Here is a 20,768-nt window from a genome sequence, read left to right on the forward strand (position 1 = left end):
ATCTTGGCTTGTTCCAAGAGTCAGATAGACGACTGTTGACGAGAGTGGGGAGAGGAGGTCCTGGCATGGATGCGATGATGGCGATCAAGCAGACCTTTTTCCAAGAATGCGAGGAGCAACTCGCGGAATTGGAGAATGGACTGCTGGCAATCCAGGACGGAGACAAGGATCCCGAAACGGTGAATGCGGTCTTTCGCGCTGTTCATTCCATCAAGGGTGGCGCGGGCGCTTTCAGTCTCGATGATCTTGTGCGCTTCTCGCATGTCTTCGAGACCACGCTCGATGATTTGAGAGCGGGCGTGCTGGCGCCGAACGCAGATGTCCTCAAAACGCTGCTGCGCGCCGCCGATATGCTTGCTGATCTCGTGCGCGCGGCGCGCGACGGCGGCACGGTCGATGCTGGCCGTTCGCAGGCAATCATCGAGGATCTTGCGGCTCTCACCCATGGTCAAGCGGAGGGTGTCTCTGCCGAAACGAATGATGACGATGACGGACAGGCGGGTTTTTCCTTCCAGCCGGTTCAGGCGTGTCTCGATGATCTCGACTTCGACGATTTCCAGAACGAGCCGGCTGAAACGCTCTTTACAATTCGTTTCAAGCCCAAGCCGGATCTCTATGCCAAGGCGAATGAAACCGCACTGCTCTTGCGCGGTCTCAAGGAACTCGGCGAAATGGAAGTCGTCTGCGATGCCAGCGATCTGCCTCTGCTGAGTGAACTTGATCCCGAGGGCGCCTACCTCACCTTCACCATCACTCTGCTCACCCAGCACGATGAAGCTGCTGTGCGTGGGATCTTCGAATTCGTGGAATGGGATTGCGATCTGACGATCGAGTCATGCGCTACCCCCGCTGCGAAAAGTGAAGTGTATGCGGATGTGACGAGCCCTGATCTCGCCGCCGCTGATGCCCATCAGGATATATCCGATAAACAAAAGAAGGCTCAGATCGTTCATGCTGAACCCGTTTCAGAATCGGATCAAGGCGTGATCCAGCCTGAGCGGCGCGAACAGGAGCGACGCGAGAGCAACACCACCGCCGGTCTCTCGCCCGCCACGATCCGCGTCGATCTCGATCGTGTCGATCGTCTCATCGATCTTGTCGGGGAACTTGTCATCAATCAGGCCATGCTTGCGCAAAGTGTGACCGAGGCGGGGCTCGCCCGCGCCACCAATATTGCGACGGGCCTCGATGAACTCGAACAATTGACCCGTGAGATCCAGGACAGCGTGATGGCGATCCGGGCACAGCCGGTGAAATCCGTATTTCAGCGCATGCCGCGCCTGGTTCGGGAAGTCGCCGCTATGACCGGCAAGTCGGTCCGACTTGTGACGGAGGGAGAAAATACCGAAGTCGATAAAACCGTGATCGAAAGGCTCACCGATCCTCTGACCCACATGATCCGTAATGCGATCGATCATGGTCTCGAGACTCCGGAAAAACGGCTGGCGGCCGGTAAGCCGGAAGAAGGGACCGTTCATCTTTGCGCCTTGCACCGGTCGGGGCGGATCGTGATCGAGATCGCTGACGATGGGGCCGGCATCAACCGTCCGCGCGTCAAGCAGATCGCCATCGATAAGGGATTGATTTCTGCCGATGTCACTTTGACTGATGATGAAATCGACAATCTGATTTTCCTGCCAGGCTTTTCGACGGCGGCGACGATTTCCGACATTTCCGGGCGAGGCGTCGGCATGGATGTGGTGCGCCGCTCGATCCAAGCGCTCGGCGGACGCATCTCGATCAGTTCGCGGCCGGGCCAGGGATCGACCTTCACCATGAGCCTGCCGCTAACGCTTGCCGTGCTCGATGGCATGGTGGTCTCCGTTGCGGACCAAACTTTGGTCGTGCCGCTCACCGCCATAGTGGAGACCTTGCAGCCCAAATCCACCGATGTGCATGGGTTTGGTGGCGCCGCCCGGGTAATCGCCATCCGTGATCAATTCACGCCCTTGATCGATGTCGGGCGTGAACTTGCCTATCGCCGTGTCCCCGCTGATCCCCTGGCCAGCGTCGTCATCCTCGTCGAGACGGAGGGCGGTGTGCGCAATGCCCTTCTGGTCGATGCCATTCAAGGCCAGCGCCAGGTCGTCATCAAAAGCCTCGAGGCCAATTATCGTCATGTGCCGGGCATTGCCGCTGCGACCATTCTCGGTGATGGCCGTGTCGCCCTCATTCTGGATGTCGAATCGATCGTCACGAGCGCCCGGACGGATGTGTTTCAGGACGGTCCACAGGGGATTTTGGAAAGCAATCAGAACGGGAATTGTTTCAAAGCCGCACCGGAACACAGCCTTGCGGCGACATACTGAACCTCCCTTCGGAAGGGATGATCGCGCGATCATATGAGGATAGGGGCCATGACTGACATCAAGAGCAACGAGACCAATTCACGGGAACTCATCGCCTTCCGCATCGGTGCGCAGGAATTTTGTGTCGATATCATGTCCGTGCGCGAGATCCGTGGCTGGACACCGGCGACCGCCTTGCCGCAATCGCCGAATTTCGTGCGTGGCGTGATCAATCTGCGTGGCGCCGTTCTGCCGATTGTCGATCTTGCCGCGCGTCTTGGTTTCCCCCCGGCCGAACCGACGGTCCGCCATGTCATCATCGTCGCGCAGGTTGCGCATCCGATTGTCGGGCATCAGATCGTCGGCCTTCTCGTTGATGCCGTTCTCGACATTCTGACGATCACCGATGACCTGGTTCAGCCAACTCCGGAGGTCGCTTCGGAAATGGCCAAGCTCTTTGTGCAAGGTGTGCTCGCGGTTGAAGGTCGGATGATCAGCCTCATTGCTCTCGACCAGGTTCTGCCGGCGCCGGACCGGGAGGCGGCATGACAAGTCTCGCACCAGCTTCGGGGAGCAAAACGAGGGACGCCGGTCTTGTCGATGGGGAATTCATTCTGACCATGGACGATTTTCAGCGGATCTCGCATATTTTGCATGCCAGCACCGGTATTTATCTGCCGGACACAAAGGCGACGCTGGTCTATTCCCGACTGGCGAAACGTTTACGTGCCCTCGGCCTGACAAGTTTTCGCGATTATTGTGCCTTGGTCAGTCATCATGATGGTCTCGACGAGCGACAGCATATGCTGGCCGCGCTGACGACCAATGTCACCCGTTTCTTTCGCGAGCCCCATCATTTCGATCATTTGCGGACACGCGTTCTGCCGCGCCTTCTTGAAAACGCTCAGCACGGCGAGAGGGTCAGGCTGTGGTCGGCGGCCTGTTCCAATGGTCAGGAGCCTTATTCCATCGCACTGACAATATTGGCTCTTTTACCGGAGGCACCGCGCTTCGACATCAAGATCCTGGCAACCGATATTGATCCGACCATGCTCGCGGAGGGGCGCCGGGGCCTTTATGGCGAAGCTGCGCTCGCCTCAGTGCCAAAGACTCTCCGCCATTGGTTTACGCCGATCCATGATGAGGAGGGCAAGACGTTCGCGGTCGCTGAATCCATGCGCGCCTTGGTCAGTTTCCGTGAGCTCAACCTGATTGGCGATTGGCCGATGAAAGGTGTGTTCCAGGCGATCTTCTGTCGCAACGTCGTCATTTATTTCGAGGAGGCGACGCAAAATCGGATCTGGGATCGTTTCGTGCCTTTGCTCGAACCGGATGGCGCTCTCTATATCGGTCATTCGGAACGGCTCGCGGGCGGCGCGGCTCAAGCCTTCGCAAGTGATGGCATTACCACCTATCGGCGGCTGCGGGAGGCCCATGCATGAGACAGATTCGTGTGCTCGTTGTGGATGATTCCGTGACGATGCGGCGCTTGATCAGCATGGTTCTGCGTCGCGATCGCGAAATCGATGTCGTCGGTGAAGCCGGAGATCCCTTTGAGGCGCGGCAGGCGATCAAAGCTTTGAACCCTGACGTGGTGACACTCGATGTCGAAATGCCGAATATGAACGGCCTCGACTTTCTCGAGAAGATCATGCGATTGCGGCCGACGCCGGTGATCATGGTGTCGAACCTGACCGCGCAAGGCACGGCGGCCACAATCAAGGCTCTCGAAATCGGTGCTTTCGATTGTATCGCGAAGCCGGTCTCCGGTGAGGTGGATCTGTTCGGCGAACTTGCGAGCAAGGTCAAGGCCGCGGCTGGCGCGACAATGCGGCAGCGGCCACAGTCCGAACCTTTGAGCCGGCCGGAGTCTTTCGCGGCGACGCGCGAGATCTATCATCCCGGTGGCCGCCTCGTCGCCATCGGTTCCTCGACAGGCGGCGTTGAGGCCTTGATCACCATTCTGTCCGGTTTTCCGCAAAATTGCCCTCCCACAGTCATCGCCCAGCACATGCCGGCGGGCTTTACGCGCAGCTTCGCGGAACGGCTGAACCGCCTTTGCCAGCCGCAGGTTTGCGAAGCTAGCGATGGCGCACTGCTGGAAATGGGCCGCGTATATCTTGCTCCCGGCGGGCTGTGCCATCTCGAAATCTCTGGAACCTCTCTTTACGGTTCAACCCCCTGGCGCTGCCGCTTGCGTCCTACCGATCCTGTGAACGGGCATCGTCCCTCGGTCGATGTGTTGTTTGCTTCCGTTGCCAAGGCGGCAGGCTCCAACAGTGTCGGCGTGATCTTGACCGGCATGGGCCGTGATGGTGCTCAAGGTCTCCTCGCCATGCGTCAAAGTGGGGCGCGCACCTTTGGTCAGGATGAGGCCAGCTCCCTCGTTTATGGCATGCCTAAGGCCGCATACGAAATCGGCGCCGTTGAGAGACAGGTCGCCCTGCCAAGACTCAGGGCCGAAATCCTCCGCGCCACCAATTTAGAAGGAGAAGAAAAATGCCTTTCGCCGCTGCAGTGAGAGTGCTCATCGTCGATGATCAATTGACCAGCCGGCTTCTTATTCGTGGCGGGCTCGAGGATCTCGGTATGGCGGATATTGAAATGGCTTCCAATGGTGAGGAAGCACTCAAAAATCTATCGAGCAAGCCGGCACATCTCATCATTTCAGATTTCAACATGCCGAAGCTCGATGGCATCGGCCTTTTGCGCGCAGTGAGGGCACATGAACAGACCCGCAAAATCCCTTTCATCATGCTGACCGGCAAGGGTGACAGAGCCTTGATGGAGCGAGCGGCCCAGGCGGGAGTCAATAATTTTCTCGCCAAGCCTTTCACCGTGCCGGTTCTCAAGACCCAGATCGAAGCGGTGATTGGGAAGCTCAAATGACGCGACCCGATCACGCGTCTCGCAATGCTGTCAGGCCTTTGGATACAGGTAAGGTGCCTGACTTGACCGCGACGCTCAAAAATCCTGGGTTGAAGAATCTTGAGCCGAAGAGTCTCGAAATGGAGCGGCGCATTCATGTCATCCAAGGAGAATATTACGTTGCCGACGATCCCGATGTGGTGTTGACAACCGTGCTTGGTTCGTGTGTCGCCGCTTGTATCCGTGATCCAATTGCCTTGGTCGGCGGCATGAATCATTTTCTACTGCCTGGTCAGGACAGTTCTCAGGATCAGAGCGGTGCTATGAAATTTGGGGAAGCCGAGCGCTACGGTGCGCATTTGATGGAACTGTTGCTTAATGGCATTCTGCAACATGGCGGCCGGCGGCATCGGCTCGAGGCGAAATTATTCGGTGGCGCCTGCACGCGCGAGGGCTTGGCCGATATCGGTTCTTTGAATGCAGGTTTTGCCGAACATTTCCTGCATGTTGAGGGGATTCATATCATTGGCGGCAGTTTGCGTGGCACCCGTGGTCGGCGCATACAGTTCTGGCCGGTGTCTGGTCGCGCCCGGCAGGTTTTTTTACAAGACGATCTTTTACCGCCGACTAAGCCCATTCCTCCAATTCCGCAGTCGAATTCAGGCTCTATCGAGTTTTTCTGATCTTTTCAGCCAGGAAAAAGCCGGGCTTGTCGAATGAGCCTACTTCAGGGGTACAGACTATGGCCCATGATCATGTTCTCCCACCGGATTCGATCGCCTCGGAGCTGATGGAAGCCAAACAGACCAGCTTGCCACTCGGCGAAGTCCTGGCGCGCGTCAGTCATGAAATGACCCATCTCAGTAAGAGCATGGATCAATTTCAAATCTTGATCAGTCCTCTTCTCGTCAAGGGGCATCATCATGATCGTGCCTTTTTGCGCGAGATTCAGAATCTCGATCATGTCGCTCAGAAACTCGTTTGTCTTTCGGAATTCGTCAACGGTTTGGCCATCCACATGCCACCACAATGGCGGATCGATCCCAACTTTGCTGCGCAAGTCGTGACGCTTGCGGAGCTTTCCGCGACATTGGCGGCATCCGAGCCGGCGCCACGACGAGAGACCTCTGTTTCGTCTGGCGATTGTGAATTGTTTTAAGACGTCGATCTCGCCGGCGCGTCGGTTTGATCGGCTTTGACAATCGTCGTCGAGCGATTGGTCTCACGGGAGTATCGAGCGGAAGGACTTTTGCTCTCTGCCCGGTTTTTCAATGATAGCATCATGAAAGCGGTTGCGGCTTTGGAGAGAGAGAGAGGCCGGCTCAATCATGGGGACCATCCGGCATGGTCAGCAGGTTCTCGATGATCGCTCTTGCCTTTTGCGTCATGACCTTGCGATTTGTTCCGCGTGTGTAAGGCAGCGGGGAACCGTGGAAAAGTTCACAGATGATGGACTGTTCCTTCAGGACAAGCCAGATGTGAGGAAGCAGGCTCATTGAGCCGACCCAGGCTGCTTTGGGCGTGGAATAGCGGATGGCCAGCGGCAGGACCGGCACGCTTTCGCGTTCTGTCAAGGCTGTAAGAACAAGCCCCGGCGCCGCAAAATGCGAACTGTGGAATTTTAACAAGCCCCGACCATCTCCGGTTGTGCCTTCCGGAAAGAGAAGCACATCGCGGCCTCTGGCGAGGCAGGATGCCATCTGCTTGTTGGCGGGGATGATTGAGCGCCGCCGTCGCCGGTTGATGAAAATGGTCTGTTCGACTTTCGCGAAAGTCGCGATGAGCGGCCAGCGCGCAATTTCCTGTTTGCCGACGAAACTGGCCGATTCGACGCTGGCCAGCGCCAGAATGTCAATCCAGGATACATGATTGGCGACGAGCAATCGCGCCGTATCCGACTCCCTATGACCCTTGCATATGACCTTGATCCGCAAAATCGACAACAGCAGCCGCGCGAAGATTTGGGTCGTGCGTGCCGTCGCGATCGGATAGCGCCGCCGCGCCAAACTTTGCAACGGCACAGCGAGGCATAAAAAGAAGACAAGGACAAGAACGAGGGCGAACAGTCGGAGGAAGATCATGGTCCTTGCTCAATGAACAATGTGAGAGCACCGGATGTTCAAGGTAAAGCGTATGCGATACTCTCGTCCCGTGAAAAAATGGTCCATCGGCGAGCGTGTCATTGTGGGAAGTTTTTTCACCCGAAGAGAATAAAGAAAAAGCGTACCGGTGCGCGAGGGCATTCTTGATGACCGATGGGATAAGGCCTCTGCATACAGAGGAAGATGCGGAGTTGACGCACGAGACAGACACGGAAATGGGTCGAAAAAGCAAGCCCTTTCAGCGTCATTTTACAAGATCTCGATCCCTCTCGTAATTTTCTTTCAGGTGTCATCAAGCCGTCGCATCATAGGCTTATCAACCATGATGGCTTCCTCTTGAGACATGTCGGCGCATGTGGTCCATCGGTTCAGCGTTCGGCCTTGGCCTTTTCAACGAAGGTGGTATTTCTTCTCCGGCCGATAGTGTCCGACAGTTACCCGTCAATTCCTCTCGTTTGTCGGCCCCCTTGCCGCCTTCACTCGGCAGCTCTGGCTCCTTTGAGATTCGCTTGGCGCGAAATCAGAGTGACATTAAGAAAGCCCAACGCCTGCGTTATAAAGTGTTCTATGAGGAAGGCGGCGCGATTGCGCATCCGCGCGCAGCCTTGACACGGCGTGATTTCTGCCCGCTCGATAAAGTCTGCGATCATCTGCTCGTCATCGATCACGCGCATCGCAATCGTCTCGGCCGCGTCAAGCCGAAGGTCGTTGGCACCTATCGCCTGTTGCTGTCCGATATCGCTCTCAAACATGGCGGTTTCTACAGTCAGACGGAATTCGTCATTGGCCCGCTCCTGGCCCGCCATGCCGACAAGAAGTTCCTCGAACTCGGCCGCTCCTGTGTGCATGCCGATTATCGTTCGAAGCGGGTCATCGAACTTTTGTGGCGCGGTCTATGGATCTATGCGCAACATCATGCGGTGGATGTCCTGATCGGCTGCGCCAGCCTGCCTAGCGTCAATCCCAAAAATCTCGCTCTTCCCTTGAGCTTCCTGTATCATCATGCTTTGGCCGATGCGGAATGGCAGGTCCGGCCCTGTGGCACGTCTGCGCTGTCCATGGCTATGCTCGACAAGGAAGCGGTGGATCCGCGTCGTGGTCTTGCTTCATTGCCACCCTTGATCAAGGCTTATCTTCGCGCCGGAGCCCGCTTCGGCGAAGGCGCCGTGATCGATTGGCAATTCAAGACCACCGATGTCTTTACCATCCTGCCGCTGGCTCAATTGGGCGAGCGCTATATCGACCATTATTCCAACGATCACGAGAACTGACCGTTGGACCGTTCTTTGCGGCTGTTGGCCTTAATAGCCAATCGCTAAGGGACCGCGTTGACGTGTATCCGCAGCGCCCATCAGGAAACCGGGCACAAGGGCAATGCTCTGCGCCGAGCCCCAGGCGTCGATGACCTTGACGTGATGGCCCAGCTCCTGGAGCTTTTCGATCGTATCGGTCGAGAGGCCGCGTTCGACCTGGAGCTGATCCGGCAGCCATTGATGATGCACACGCGGCATGGCGGTGGCCTCCGCGATATTCATCTTGAAATCCACCATATCGAGAATGAGACCGAGGACGATGGTGATAATGCGCGAGCCGCCCGGCGAGCCGGTGACGAGTTCGAGCGCGCCATTCTCGCCAAAGACCATGGTCGGTGTCATGGAAGAGAGAGGCCGTTTGCGTGGGCCCGGCGCATTGGCGTTGCCACCGACAAGCCCGTAGGCATTGGGCGCACCGGGTTTGGCAGCAAAATCATCGAGCTCATTGTTGAGAAGGACGCCGGTGCCTTCGGCGACAAGGCCAAGGCCAAAGGAAAAATTCAGCGTATATGTATTCGAAACGGCATTGCCTTCCGCATCGACGACCGAAAAATGCGTGGTCTGGTCGCTCTCATGGGGGAGGGGTGCGAGCGGCTGGAGTGCGTCCGATGGGGTCGCATGATCGGCGTCGATTTCCTTTCTCAGCCGGGATGCATAGGTCTTGGACAAGAGATTGTTCAGCGGAATGGTGACGCTGTCAGGATCGCCGAGATATTTCGCGCGGTCGGCATAGGCGCGCCGCATGGCCTCGCCGGTCAGATGAATGGTGCGCGCGGAATCCGGGCCGTAATTGGCAAGGGAGAACCCTTCGAGAATATTCAGGATTTCGATAAGGTGAGAACCACCCGCGGAGGGCGGCGGCATGGAGACGATTTTATGGCCGTGATAAGTGCCTGAAACCGGCTCACGCTCCACCGCGCGATAGGCGGCAAGATCCTTGAGCTCCATCTCGCCCCCGGCCTTACGGACACTCGTCACGATTTTTTCCGCTATCGGGCCCTGGTAGAAAGCCGCCTCGCCATCGCGTCCGATGGCTGTCAGGGTGGCGGCAAGATCCTTTTGCACGAGCCTTTGGCCGGGTTCCAACGGCCGGCCCTCGGGGTCGAGGAAAATCCGCGTGCTCGATGGCCAGCGCCGCAATCCGTTGAGATTATAATAAAGGGAATCTGAGAGGTCCTGGCCAACGACGAACCCATCTTGGGCGAGAGTGATGGCGGGGGCCGCGAGTTCTGCCAGGCTGAGGCGCCCGGAGCCATAGCGCCGATGCGCCAGAGCGAGGCCTGCGACCGTGCCCGGCACGCCGACAGCGAGCCCGCCGTGACGTGACCGTTCGGGATCGGCTTGGCCTTCGGCATTCAGAAACGTTTCAGGCGTGGTCGCGGCCGCGGCCATTTCGCGATAATCAATCGCGATCGTCTTGCCGGATTTGGCGAGATGGACCAGCATGAAGCCGCCCCCGCCCAGATTACCGGCGCGCGGCAAAGTGACCGCGAGGGCAAAGGCCACCGCCACGGCCGCATCGACTGCATTGCCGCCCCGTTGCAGAATATCCACCCCGATGCGGGCGGCCATGCTTTCTTGCGCGACCACCATGCCATGCGTCGCGAGGACTGGGAGGAACCGCCCCTCACGCGCAAGACGCGGTGGCTGTTCGGCAAGGACGGGTGCGGTGACGGGACCGACGAACCAGAGCAATAAAGCGAGCGAACACCAGATCCGTGAACCACGCCGCCGCATCGGTCTTGCACCATCACGCATAAGCCATGCACCATCCTGCATCAAAAGACATTCGGTCCACGCTGGTATCGATCGTCGTAGAGAACGACCATCAGATGTGCCGCTGCTCGCTCGGCGCTCGTTACGCCGCGCGAGGCTCGCCATTCAGCGGATTGGACGGATCCCAGCGGTAATTCAAAGTTTCGAAACGCAGATGCAAGGCATCGACCAGAAGGAGGCGTCCGACGAGGCCTTCGCCGAAGCCGACAATCTCGCGGATCACTTCAAGCGCCATCATCGCGCCGAGCATCCCCGTGAGCGCACCAAGCACGCCTGCCTCTTCACAGGTCGGCACTGTGCCGTCCGGCGGCGGTTCGGGAAACAGACAGCGATAGGTCGGGTTCGGATGGCCGTCGGGACCGGTTTCGAATGGCCGCAAGGTCGTTAGAGAGCCGTCGAACGCGCCGACGGCACCCGTCACGAGCGGGCGTTTGGCATGAAAACAGAGATCGGACGCCAGATAGCGCGTTGCGAAATTATCCGACCCATCGGCGACAATGTCATAGGCCTCGATCAGGCCACGCGCATTCGTCCCGTTCAATCGCGTGGGGAAGGGGGTCAGGACCACATGCGGGTTCAATCGACGCACGGCCTCTTGCGCACTTTCGACCTTCGGGCGGCCGAGATCCGGCGTCCCATGGAGAATCTGGCGCTGGAGATTTGAAAGAGACACGGCATCGTCATCGACCACGCCGATTTCACCGAGGCCGGCGGCGGCGAGATATTGAATGAGCGGTGAGCCGAGCCCCCCGGCGCCGATGACGAGGACGCGCGCCGCCTTGAGTTTCTGTTGGCCCTGGCCACCAATATCGCGAAGCAGGATATGGCGGCCATAGCGCTCAATTTCTTCGGGTGAAAGCACAGCCACCATTCATGTCTCGCATCAAGCATAACCCTCGGAGGAGGAGTTTTGAGACAGGATTATGCATTAAAACAAAGTGACGGAGGGCATCCTCCGCTGCAGCAGAAAGGAGGATGCCCTGAAGCCGAGGTTTATCCGCGTCGCAAAATGGCGCTTGTTTCCTTTGGCCGCAAGGTTATTCCGCCGCGAGCGGAGTGGCCGCATTCAAAGCCTCGCAAATATCATCGACGATGGTTTCGACGAGATCACGATTGTCGCCTTCGCCCATGACGCGGACGACGGGTTCCGTGCCGGAAGGACGAATGACGAGTCTTCCGTTCTTGCCGAGCTTGCGGTGGCCTTCCTCGATGACGCGTTTGACGTGATCCTGTTCCAAGGACTGTGCGGCATTGACGCGCACGTTTTTCAGGATCTGAGGCACGGGATCGAAGCGGCGGCACACCTGGCTGACCGGCTTGCCGAGCCGTTTGACAAGCGCCAAAACTTGCAGCGCGGCGACGAGGCCATCGCCCGTCGTGCAATAATCGGAAAGAATGATATGGCCGGATTGCTCGCCGCCGAGATTATAGCCGTGAGCGCGCATATGTTCGAGCACATGCCTGTCGCCGACAGCGGTGCGCGCCAGTGTGAGACCGATGCTTTCCAGATAGCGTTCCAAGCCGAGATTCGACATGAGCGTGGCGACGATGCCCGGCCGCGCCAGTCTGCCCTCTTCTTGCCAGCCCGCCGCGATCGCCGCCATCAATTGATCACCGTCGATCACTTTGCCGTTTTCATCGACGATGATGACGCGATCGGCGTCGCCGTCGAGGGCTATGCCGATGTCGGCCCGGACTTCATGCACTTTCTTGACGAGGGCCGCCGGAGCGGTCGAACCGACGTCACGGTTGATATTGAAGCCATCAGGCTCGGTGCCGATGGCGAAAACCTCCGCGCCGAGTTCCCAGAGCGCTTCGGGCGCGACCTTATAGCCAGCACCATTGGCGCAATCGATGACGATGCGCAGGCCTTCGAGAGACAAGGAGCGCGTCAGAGTGCGCTTGGTGAATTCGATATAGCGGGCTTGCGCGCCCTCGACCCTTTTGGCACGGCCGAGATCGGCGGGTTTCGATAATTTGAGCGCGACATCGCGGTCGAGCTTGGCTTCGATCTCGGCTTCCATCTCGTCGGAAAGTTTGAAGCCATCGGGACCGAAAAGCTTGATGCCATTATCTTCATAAGGATTGTGGGAGGCGGAAATCATCACGCCGACATCGGCGCGCATCGATGGCGTCAGCATGGCGACGGCCGGCGTCGGCATCGGACCGAGCAGGAGCACGTCCATGCCGACCGACGTAAAGCCTGCCACCATCGCATATTCGATCATATAGCCCGAGAGCCGCGTATCCTTGCCGATGACCGCGCGATGGCGTTGCTCGCCGCGCTGAAACAGAACCCCCGTCGCCTGGGCGACCTTCATGGCGAGTTCGGGCGTGATGGCGGCATTGGCACGGCCACGGATTCCATCCGTCCCGAAATGCTTGCGAGCCATGCTGAATTCATCCTTTCGATCATATCAATGCGATAAAGACATGGGGTGGTTTGGGGCCGGTGTCGCGAATTCCCCCAGAACTCTTTCATTCCCGAGGTTCTTGCCTAGTTCCCTTGCCTCAGGTCTTTGGCCCGAGATCTCTTGCGGGCAGAACGCCGCTGCGCCCACAAAGCTCCGAATGGGGTTCCTGACCATCATAAGCGGCGAAAATGGGACGTGGCGATGCGCATTCACGAGTGTCCCATGGACCGCGTTGAGATCATTCAGCCCATTCTTTAATAAGTGCCTTCAAAGATTTGAATAATCCATGAATGACCGGGACAGTCGCGTGCCTCATGCTCCAACTTAACCAAAATCGGCCAAGCAGGAAAATGCGTTTTATCAATAGAGACTAAAATGGGGCTTCGTTCAGGATCGAGTCAGGCCCGAAGAGTCAGATTATTGCGCCGGTTCCGTTATTCAATGTGCCGAAACGGGCACAAGGCTGATAGTCTTCCCCGTTTTCAGGTTCCCACCACCCGCCTGACTAGCCCGGCTCTCGCTCGACCATTCAGGCGGGTGGTGGTTTTTCTTCGTTTCGGTTCTCGTTAATCTAGAGCATCAGACCCAAAAGTGGCTCCCACTTTTGGGACCAATCTGATGCGTTTACAGAAAGATAGAGCATCGGACAGGATTCAATTTGAAAGTCCGATGCTGTCGTATCCACCCTCATTGAAGCGCGACTCGTCGCGATTCAATGAGGACAAGTGGATACGGTTTGAAAAGTGACGGATCGAGAATCTGCGATTCTCGATACTAGGACCACCGCACCGTGACAGGTTTGGATCGATTCTATGATCTTCGATAAAATGCCTTTTCCACATTGTTTTTCGCGAAATTTTAGCGACTGGAACGGGAAATCTACCCGTTTCCCGGGTCTTTTTCGTTCCTCGGGTCTTTTTGGCCTGATCTTTTTGGCTGGCGTCAATTGTGCGGGGGCGCAGAACGCAGCTTTCTCTGGCGAATCGGCGCGTGACGATCTCCTGGCCCAAAACTACGGCTATCCTCCCGGAGATATTAGCGATGGCGGGGATCGTGCCTATGGGCGGGCGCCTGGCCAGGATGTCGCCGGCCTCCTCGTGCGCATCGACAAATTGGAGAATCAGGTCAGGCAATTGACCGGTCAGCTCGAGCAGATGCAATTTTCCACGCATCGGCTCGAGGACCAATTGAAGAAATTCCAGTCTGATGTCGACTTCCGGCTTCAGGAGAACGCTGGGCGTGGCAATGGTGCGCCCGTTGCGCCGGCTCTCAAGGGGGGGCAGAAACGGGGCGAAGGGCCGGAAAGCCCCGCTTCCCCCATGAACCAGACGGCGGCCGGCGACGAGGACGTGACGCCTGTCACCAATTCCGGTCGCTCCAGTCGCCGCCGCGGCGATGCCTTCGATCCCGATGCCGATCCCGATGCACCAGGAACTCCGCGTCCTCTCGGAACGACACCACCTTCAAAGCGCGCCTCAGAGACCGTCAATGCGCCGCTCGATCTGGCGGGCGGTCGCCTGCGGTCTGATAATACCGTGTCCCCAACGGCTCCACGCAATGCTGGTCCCGACCCCGTGGTGAGCGCCGGAGGAACCGTCATCGCCTCCGCGTCCGCCAATCCAACCAAGGAAGATTACGATCTCGCCCTCGGTTATCTCCGGCAGAAGGAATATGAAGCCGCCGAAAAGAGTTTCACGGCCTTTCTGGCGAAAAATTCGAAAAGCCGCCTAACGCCTGACGCGATTTATTATCTCGGCGAAACTTATTATCAGCGCGGCCGGCAGCGTGAAGCGGCTGAGCAATATCTCAAAATCTCGACGCATTATGCGAATTCGAATCGGGCGCCGGAAGCCATGCTGCGGCTTGGCCAGTCACTCAATGCGCTCGGCGCCAAGGAACAGGCCTGTGCCACCTTTGGCGAAATCGATCGTAAATATCCGAATGCTTCGCCTCAGGTGAAAGCCAGCGCCGAACGGGAAGCCCGGCGCTTGCAATGTTGAAATGGTTCTATGAGATCGATTGCGGTAAAGGCGGCGCGGAGTTTTTAAGAACGGGATTTGAGGATGGGACCGGAAAGGGCAAAGTGGTGAGTCCCTTCATGCGAGGTGATCCTGGCCTTCCGGAAGGGCCGGACAACAGAGAGTCCAATCGTGGCACGGCCGATCACATGGCCGATCGTTCTGGCGGTCTGATCTCGCCCGCGACGCTCGTAGATCTGTTTCGCCCTCTCGAACATGCGCGCAAGGTCCTGCTGGCCGTCTCGGGAGGGCCGGATTCTGTCGCTTTAATGCTGCTCGCCGCGCAATGGGCCGAAGCTGTATGGAAGGCGCCGCCCCTCAGCGTGGCTAGCGTCGATCACGGATTGCGGCCAGACTCTCTGGCGGAAGCTGAACAAGTAGCAGAATGGGCCGCGCGGCTCGGGCTCCCGCATCACATTTTGCGATGGGAGGGGGAAAAGCCCAAGACCAGGCTCCAAGAGCGTGCGCGTGATGCCCGTTATGGCCTCTTGATCGCTCATGCCGAAACCATTGGCGCGGATTATCTCGTCACCGCCCATCATGCCGACGATCAGGCGGAAACTATTCTTTTTCGCCTGCTGAGGGGCAGCGGTCCACGCGGACTCAAGGGCATGGAAAGCCTATTCCAGCGCGGCGAACTGCTGCATGCGCGGCCTCTGCTCGGCATGACCAAGGCTGAATTGCTGGCGATCTGTGACACGTGCCGGCATCCGTTTTTCACCGATCCATCCAATCTGGATGTCCGTTTCGCCCGCGCGAGGCTGCGGCGCATGGAGCGGCGTTTCGCTTCGGCTGGCCTCGATCGAGCGGCCTTACTGCGGCTTGGCCAGCGTGCCGCCCGGGCCGAGGCTGTGATCGCGGAGCGCGCGGCGGCTCTGCGCGCGAGTCTGCCCGCCGAGCGGGCGCCCGGCTTCGTTCAACTCGATCTCGCCCTTGTCAGCCGGGAGCCTGAGGAAATTCTGCTGCGTCTCATCGAAGCGGAGATCCTCGACTTGACGGCACGGGAACGGCCGCCCCGTCTCGAGCGGCTGGAGGCGCTTTGTACCCTCCTGCGGGCCGCTTTGCTCCAGGGCAAGGTCTTCAAAAGCACGCTTGGCGGTGTCCGCCTGCATCTTGATGCAGGCGGAAAACTGAAACTTTGCCCCGAAAAACCGCGCGGCAAACTTGCGCGAGGCTGAAGCGCGGCCGGGTTTTTGCCTGTTTTAAGGGAGAGACGGCCCTGCTTCGCTCTTCTTCCTCCCTCAGGGGTCCTTGGCAAGGGAGCAGCCGGCGCCTACATTGAATTGACCGCACTGCCTTAGAGCAGTGCCTCCTTCTATCATCTGACGCTGAAGCTTTCGAGCCGAGTGGCGTGTCGCGGGACCGAAATGAATCCGAACTTCCGGAATTTCGCACTTTGGGTAATCATCATCCTGCTGGTGGCGGCACTCGTCATGCTGTTCCAAAATCCCGGGCAGCGAACGGCGACGCAGGATATTACCTTCAGCCAATTGCTGAACGAGGTAGACCAGGGGCATGTCCGCGAGGTCACCATTGCCGGCAATGAGATCAGCGGGCATTTCAGTGACAATCGCGCCTTCGCGACCTATGCCCCGAATGATCCCAATCTCGTCCAGATGCTCTATAAAAAGAACGTCTCGATTTCGGCCAAGCCCCCGTCCGACGGCAATAATTGGCTCGTGACTCTGCTTGTCAACGGTCTACCGCTGATCGCCATTTTCGGCGTGTGGATCTTCCTGTCCAGACAGATGCAGGGAGCGGGCGGCAAAGCCATGGGCTTCGGCAAATCCAAGGCCAAGCTTTTGACCGAGGCGCATGGCCGCGTGACCTTCGAGGATGTCGCGGGTGTCGATGAGGCCAAGGAAGATCTCCAGGAAATCGTTGAATTCCTGCGCGATCCGCAGAAATTCCAGCGGCTGGGCGGTCGCATTCCGCGCGGTGTGCTCCTCGTCGGCCCGCCCGGCACGGGTAAAACCTTGCTCGCCCGGGCGATCGCCGGCGAGGCCAATGTGCCCTTCTTCACCATTTCCGGTTCTGATTTCGTGGAAATGTTTGTCGGTGTCGGCGCCAGCCGGGTCCGCGACATGTTCGAACAGGCCAAGAAGAACGCGCCCTGCATCATCTTCATCGATGAGATCGACGCCGTTGGCCGGCATCGTGGTGCGGGCCTTGGCGGCGGCAATGATGAACGCGAGCAGACGCTCAATCAATTGCTCGTCGAAATGGATGGGTTCGAGGCCAATGAGGGCATCATTCTCATTGCTGCGACCAATCGTCCCGACGTGCTCGATCCTGCATTGCTGCGGCCCGGCCGTTTCGACCGGCAGATCGTCGTGCCCAATCCGGATGTCGTCGGCCGTGAGCGTATTCTCAAGGTGCATATCCGCAAGGTGCCGCTTTCTCCCGATGTTGATCTGAAAACCGTGGCGCGCGGCACTCCGGGCTTTTCCGGTGCGGATCTCATGAACCTCGTCAATGAGGCGGCCCTGATGGCGGCCCGGCGCGGCAAGCGTGTCGTGACCATGGTCGAATTCGAGGACGCCAAGGACAAGATCATGATGGGGGCGGAGCGCCGCACGCTGGTCATGACCGAGCAGGAAAAGACCCTGACGGCCTATCATGAAGGCGGTCATGCGCTCGTCGCCTTGAACGTGCCGGCGACTGATCCCGTCCATAAGGCGACGATCATTCCGCGCGGTCGTGCGCTCGGCATGGTCATGCAATTGCCCGAACGCGACAAATTGTCGATGAGCTATGAGCAGATGCTTTCGCGGCTTGCTGTTCTCATGGGTGGACGTGTCTCCGAGGAAATCATCTTTGGTCGCGACAAGGTCACCTCGGGCGCGCAATCCGATATTGAACAGGCGACCAAACTGGCCCGCGCCATGGTGACCCGCTGGGGCTTTTCGGAAGAGCTCGGTGCGGTGATGTATGGCGAGAACCAGGAAGAGGTTTTCCTCGGCTATTCGATGGGGCGTCAGCAGAATATTTCGGAAGCCACTTCGCAGAAGATCGACGCTGAGGTCAGGCGCCTGGTCGAAATGGGGCTTGCCGAGGCGACCCGGATCATCACCGAGAAACGGGCCGATCTAGAATGTCTCGCCAAGGGGCTGATCGAATATGAGACCCTGTCAGGCGAGGAAATCCTCGGTCTTCTCCAGGGTCGCGCTCCAGTCCGCGAGACGAAGGATGAACCGGTTCCCCCGCGTGGCTCGACAGTGCCGACGACGGGCGTGAGCCGGCCGAAGCCTGGCCCCGAACCCGGGCTCGAACCGCAACCGCAGGTTTGATTCGAGTCGATTGGATTTTTGAATCTTGAACATTGGGCGAAAACGGTCTCCGTTTTCGCCCAATGTCTTTGAGACCGAGAGCATTGACCCCAAAAGTGACACCCACTTTTGGGGTCAATGCGTTTGGGGACATGATTCGATTTGAATATGCAGCCCCTGGCCACCGCACCGACCCAGGATCGCGGATCGTGCGCTTCTCTTGTTCGCTTTTTTCAGAGGCGGAACGAAAATCGGAGACTGTTGCCGTGGTCAGTTTTTATGACCGCTAGTACCCACCCTCATTGAAGCGCGACTCGTCGCGGTTCAATGAGGATAAGTGGATACGGTTTAAAAGTGACGCATCGAGAATCTGTGATTCTCGATGCTAGTCGCATACATAGAAACGCGGTTTTGTGATTCGGAAGATCGCAAACAGACTCTTCCTCCCTTGGAAAAACGCATTTTTTGCTCCGGGTATGCTCTCAACGCATGATGAATGATCGAGCAAAAGGCGTAGTCATTTGAAAATTAACAAGTTTTTCCTAACAGGATCATTCTGGTTGAGGGCTCATGTCATGGCGTGGAGCTCGTTTGGAGACGGCCGCGAGGGCTGAATGGCCCCGGACCGGGCGGTTTTGACGCGCGGTTGCGACACTTGGTAACAGGACCAAAAGGGGGATTTACCGCTCCTTATCCCTCTTTCCGCCAGTGAAAATCGGTTGCCTCGAAGGGCTGAAACTGTCAAATTCCCGCGCGGGGCGCTTCCATCATTATGACTCTGAGTCCATGGTGGAAACCGCTCTGTTCTTTCCGTTTGGAAGTCTTTTTCAAGAACGCTGTTTGTGAAAAGGACGCGAGGCCAGCAATCATCATGAACCATGATCGCTTCCGCGAACAGCAGACGGATGTTGTCTCCAAGTCATGCATGGCACGCATATCAGTTGCGGAGCCCCAGTGCGTAAGGTGGAAGCCCGCTCTTCTACCATTCCTGATCCTCAGAAAATTCTAGGGAGATACCGTGAAACGCTCCAATTTCCTGCGCTCAACCAGCCTTGCTGTTGCGTTGATGCTGACCGGAGGCGCGATTGCCGCCGAAGAGACTTACGCGCCGGTTACCGACGCGCGCCTGGGCGCGGCCGCTAAGGATGCTGGCTGGCTGATGTATCGGCGTGATTATACGGGCTCTGGCTATGCGCCCTTCGATACGATCAACACCAGCAATGTCGCCAATCTGAAGCAGGTCTGGGATTACAAGACCGACTTCGACATGGGCCATGAATCTCCCGCCATTGTTAATGGCGATTACCTTTTCATCACGACGCCTAAGAATGAGCTGCATGCCTTCCAGGCGAGCACCGGCAAGCCCTTGTGGGTTTACAAGCATGATCTGACGGGCGTTGGTCTGAAAACCATCTGCTGCGACGTGGTCAATCGCGGTGTCGCGCTCTATGGCGACAATGTCTATATGGCGACGCTGGACAATCGTGTCGTCGCGCTCGATGCCAAGACCGGCAAGCCCGTCTGGAATACTCAGTTAGAGAAACCGGATGTTGGTTATGCGATGACGGTGGCTCCCTTGGCGCTTAAGGGCAAGGTTGTCGTCGGCGTCTCCGGTGGCGAATATGGCGCGCGTGGCTACATTGCGGCGCTCGATGCTTCGACTGGCAAGGAAGTGTGGCGGCGTCATACCATTCCGGCTCCGAACGAGCCCGGCGGCGACACCTGGCCGGAAGGCGCTTATAAAACCGGTGGTGGTCCCGCTTGGCTCACCGGCAGCTATGATGCCGACACGGACACTTTGTTCTGGGGCGTCGGCAATCCTGGACCCTGGCTCGCCACATTGCGTCCTGGCGATAACCTCTATACCGATTCCGTCCTGGCACTCGACCCGGCCACCGGCAATATCAAATGGCACTATCAATATACGCCCAACGATACTTGGGACTATGACGGCACCAACGAACAGGTGCTCATTGATATTACCCATGAAGGTAAGCCTTATAAGGCCCTGGTCAGCGCGAGCCGCAATGGCTGGCTGTATGCGATTGACCGGACCAACGGCAAGTTGATCTATGGCGAGAAATTCGCCACGGCCACTTCGGTCACCGGATTCAAGGACGGCAAGCCGGTCACCGACCCGGACAAGCGCCCCGACATCAACAAAGAGATTTTCACCTGCCCGAGCTTCCTCGGCGGCAAGAACTGGTGGCCGATTTCGGTCGATGTGAAAACCCAGATCGCCTATGTGCCGACCATGCATACCTGCATGACGATGAAGGGTAATGCGGTCAGCTACCGGGCGGGCCTGCCGTTCCTCGGCGAATCCTTCAAGGTGGTGCGTGACCCGGCCTTCCCCAACCATTGGGGCGCGGTGCAGGCCATCGATCTCAATACCGGCAAGCAGGTTTGGGACTTCCCGTCCGAACTGCCCTGGAATGACGGCACTTTGACCACCGCGGGTGGTGTCGTCTTCTCCGGCAGCGCGGATGGCTATCTCCATGCCTTCGATGCCAAGACCGGCAAGGTTCTGTGGAAGAGCCCGCAGGCGACTTCGGGCTTCCTCGGCGTTCCGAGCACCTGGAAGGTCGGCGATAAGCAATATATCGGGATATACGCCGGTTGGGGTGGTGGTACGCCGATCTGGGGCGGCGATATGGCCAAGGATCCGCGGGTTCTCAACATCCCGCTCGGCGGCCATTTCTACGTCTTTTCATTGTAAG

At 58.1% G+C, this 20,768-nt stretch carries 16 protein-coding genes; 12 read left to right on the top strand and 4 right to left on the bottom strand.

The window, feature by feature from the left end; all coding sequences use genetic code 11:
• The first annotated feature begins 65 nt into the window (after nt 1–65).
• From BIND_RS18425 to BIND_RS18455, 7 genes are all read left to right on the top strand, one after another.
• Nucleotides 66–2,309: a chemotaxis protein CheA gene (locus tag BIND_RS18425; RefSeq protein WP_012386524.1), complete on the top strand. Its 2,244-nt coding sequence runs from the start codon at nt 66–68 to the stop codon at nt 2,307–2,309.
• Between the two features lie 48 nt (nt 2,310–2,357).
• Nucleotides 2,358–2,837, top strand: coding sequence for a chemotaxis protein CheW (locus tag BIND_RS18430; protein WP_012386525.1), 480 nt, complete (start codon nt 2,358–2,360; stop codon nt 2,835–2,837).
• A complete protein-coding gene (locus BIND_RS18435; protein ID WP_012386526.1) occupies nt 2,834–3,730 on the top strand; it encodes a CheR family methyltransferase in 897 nt (298 codons plus the stop codon). The genes BIND_RS18430 and BIND_RS18435 overlap by 4 nt, the downstream gene beginning before the upstream one ends.
• The gene (locus BIND_RS18440) at nt 3,727–4,809 is read left to right on the top strand and encodes a protein-glutamate methylesterase/protein-glutamine glutaminase (protein WP_012386527.1); all 1,083 of its coding nucleotides are present in this window, start codon (nt 3,727–3,729) and stop codon (nt 4,807–4,809) included. Before BIND_RS18435 ends, BIND_RS18440 begins: the two co-directional genes overlap by 4 nt.
• Nucleotides 4,788–5,177: a response regulator gene (locus tag BIND_RS18445; protein ID WP_012386528.1), complete on the top strand. Its 390-nt coding sequence runs from the start codon at nt 4,788–4,790 to the stop codon at nt 5,175–5,177. Before BIND_RS18440 ends, BIND_RS18445 begins: the two co-directional genes overlap by 22 nt.
• A 119-nt stretch (nt 5,178–5,296) precedes the next feature.
• Nucleotides 5,297–5,839 (top strand): chemotaxis protein CheD, encoded by a 543-nt coding sequence (locus tag BIND_RS18450; RefSeq protein WP_012386529.1) that lies wholly within the window; start codon nt 5,297–5,299, stop codon nt 5,837–5,839.
• A gap of 59 nt (nt 5,840–5,898) precedes the next feature.
• A complete protein-coding gene (locus BIND_RS18455) occupies nt 5,899–6,315 on the top strand; it encodes a hypothetical protein (RefSeq protein WP_012386530.1) in 417 nt (138 codons plus the stop codon).
• Between the two features lie 163 nt (nt 6,316–6,478).
• Here the strand turns inward: BIND_RS18455 and BIND_RS18460 are convergent, their stop codons facing one another.
• On the bottom strand, nt 6,479–7,237 hold the full coding sequence (locus BIND_RS18460) for a lysophospholipid acyltransferase family protein (RefSeq protein WP_012386531.1): 759 nt from the start codon (nt 7,235–7,237) through the stop codon (nt 6,479–6,481).
• Between the two features lie 374 nt (nt 7,238–7,611).
• On the opposite strand from BIND_RS18460, the gene olsB reads away from it, so the two are divergent.
• Nucleotides 7,612–8,529, top strand: coding sequence for a l-ornithine N(alpha)-acyltransferase (olsB, locus tag BIND_RS18465; protein ID WP_012386532.1), 918 nt, complete (start codon nt 7,612–7,614; stop codon nt 8,527–8,529).
• Between the two features lie 30 nt (nt 8,530–8,559).
• Here olsB and ggt read toward each other — a convergent pair whose 3' ends face one another.
• The 3 genes from ggt to glmM form a co-directional block, all read right to left on the bottom strand.
• Nucleotides 8,560–10,329, bottom strand: coding sequence for a gamma-glutamyltransferase (gene ggt / locus BIND_RS18470; protein ID WP_012386533.1), 1,770 nt, complete (start codon nt 10,327–10,329; stop codon nt 8,560–8,562).
• Nucleotides 10,330–10,429: 100 nt separating this feature from the next.
• Complete coding sequence (locus BIND_RS18475; protein WP_012386534.1) at nt 10,430–11,218, bottom strand: HesA/MoeB/ThiF family protein; 789 nt, start codon at nt 11,216–11,218, stop codon at nt 10,430–10,432.
• A 166-nt stretch (nt 11,219–11,384) separates the two neighbouring features.
• A complete protein-coding gene (glmM, locus tag BIND_RS18480; RefSeq protein WP_012386535.1) occupies nt 11,385–12,740 on the bottom strand; it encodes a phosphoglucosamine mutase in 1,356 nt (451 codons plus the stop codon).
• An 833-nt stretch (nt 12,741–13,573) separates the two neighbouring features.
• Here glmM and ybgF point away from each other — a divergent pair.
• The 4 genes from ybgF to BIND_RS18505 all read left to right on the top strand — a co-directional run bounded on the left by ybgF (nt 13,574) and on the right by BIND_RS18505 (nt 20,767).
• Nucleotides 13,574–14,761, top strand: a complete 1,188-nt coding sequence (gene ybgF, locus BIND_RS18485) for a tol-pal system protein YbgF (RefSeq protein WP_012386536.1) — start codon at nt 13,574–13,576, stop codon at nt 14,759–14,761.
• Complete coding sequence (gene tilS / locus BIND_RS18490) at nt 14,755–15,957, top strand: tRNA lysidine(34) synthetase TilS (protein WP_012386537.1); 1,203 nt, start codon at nt 14,755–14,757, stop codon at nt 15,955–15,957. Before ybgF ends, tilS begins: the two co-directional genes overlap by 7 nt.
• 189 nt (nt 15,958–16,146) lie before the next feature.
• On the top strand, nt 16,147–18,069 hold the full coding sequence (gene ftsH, locus BIND_RS18495; RefSeq protein ID WP_012386538.1) for an ATP-dependent zinc metalloprotease FtsH: 1,923 nt from the start codon (nt 16,147–16,149) through the stop codon (nt 18,067–18,069).
• Nucleotides 18,070–19,066: 997 nt separating this feature from the next.
• Complete coding sequence (locus BIND_RS18505) at nt 19,067–20,767, top strand: methanol/ethanol family PQQ-dependent dehydrogenase (protein WP_012386539.1); 1,701 nt, start codon at nt 19,067–19,069, stop codon at nt 20,765–20,767.
• Nucleotide 20,768 lies beyond the last annotated feature (1 nt).

The sequence above is a fragment of the Beijerinckia indica subsp. indica ATCC 9039 genome, from assembly GCF_000019845.1.
Classification (GTDB): domain Bacteria; phylum Pseudomonadota; class Alphaproteobacteria; order Rhizobiales; family Beijerinckiaceae; genus Beijerinckia; species Beijerinckia indica.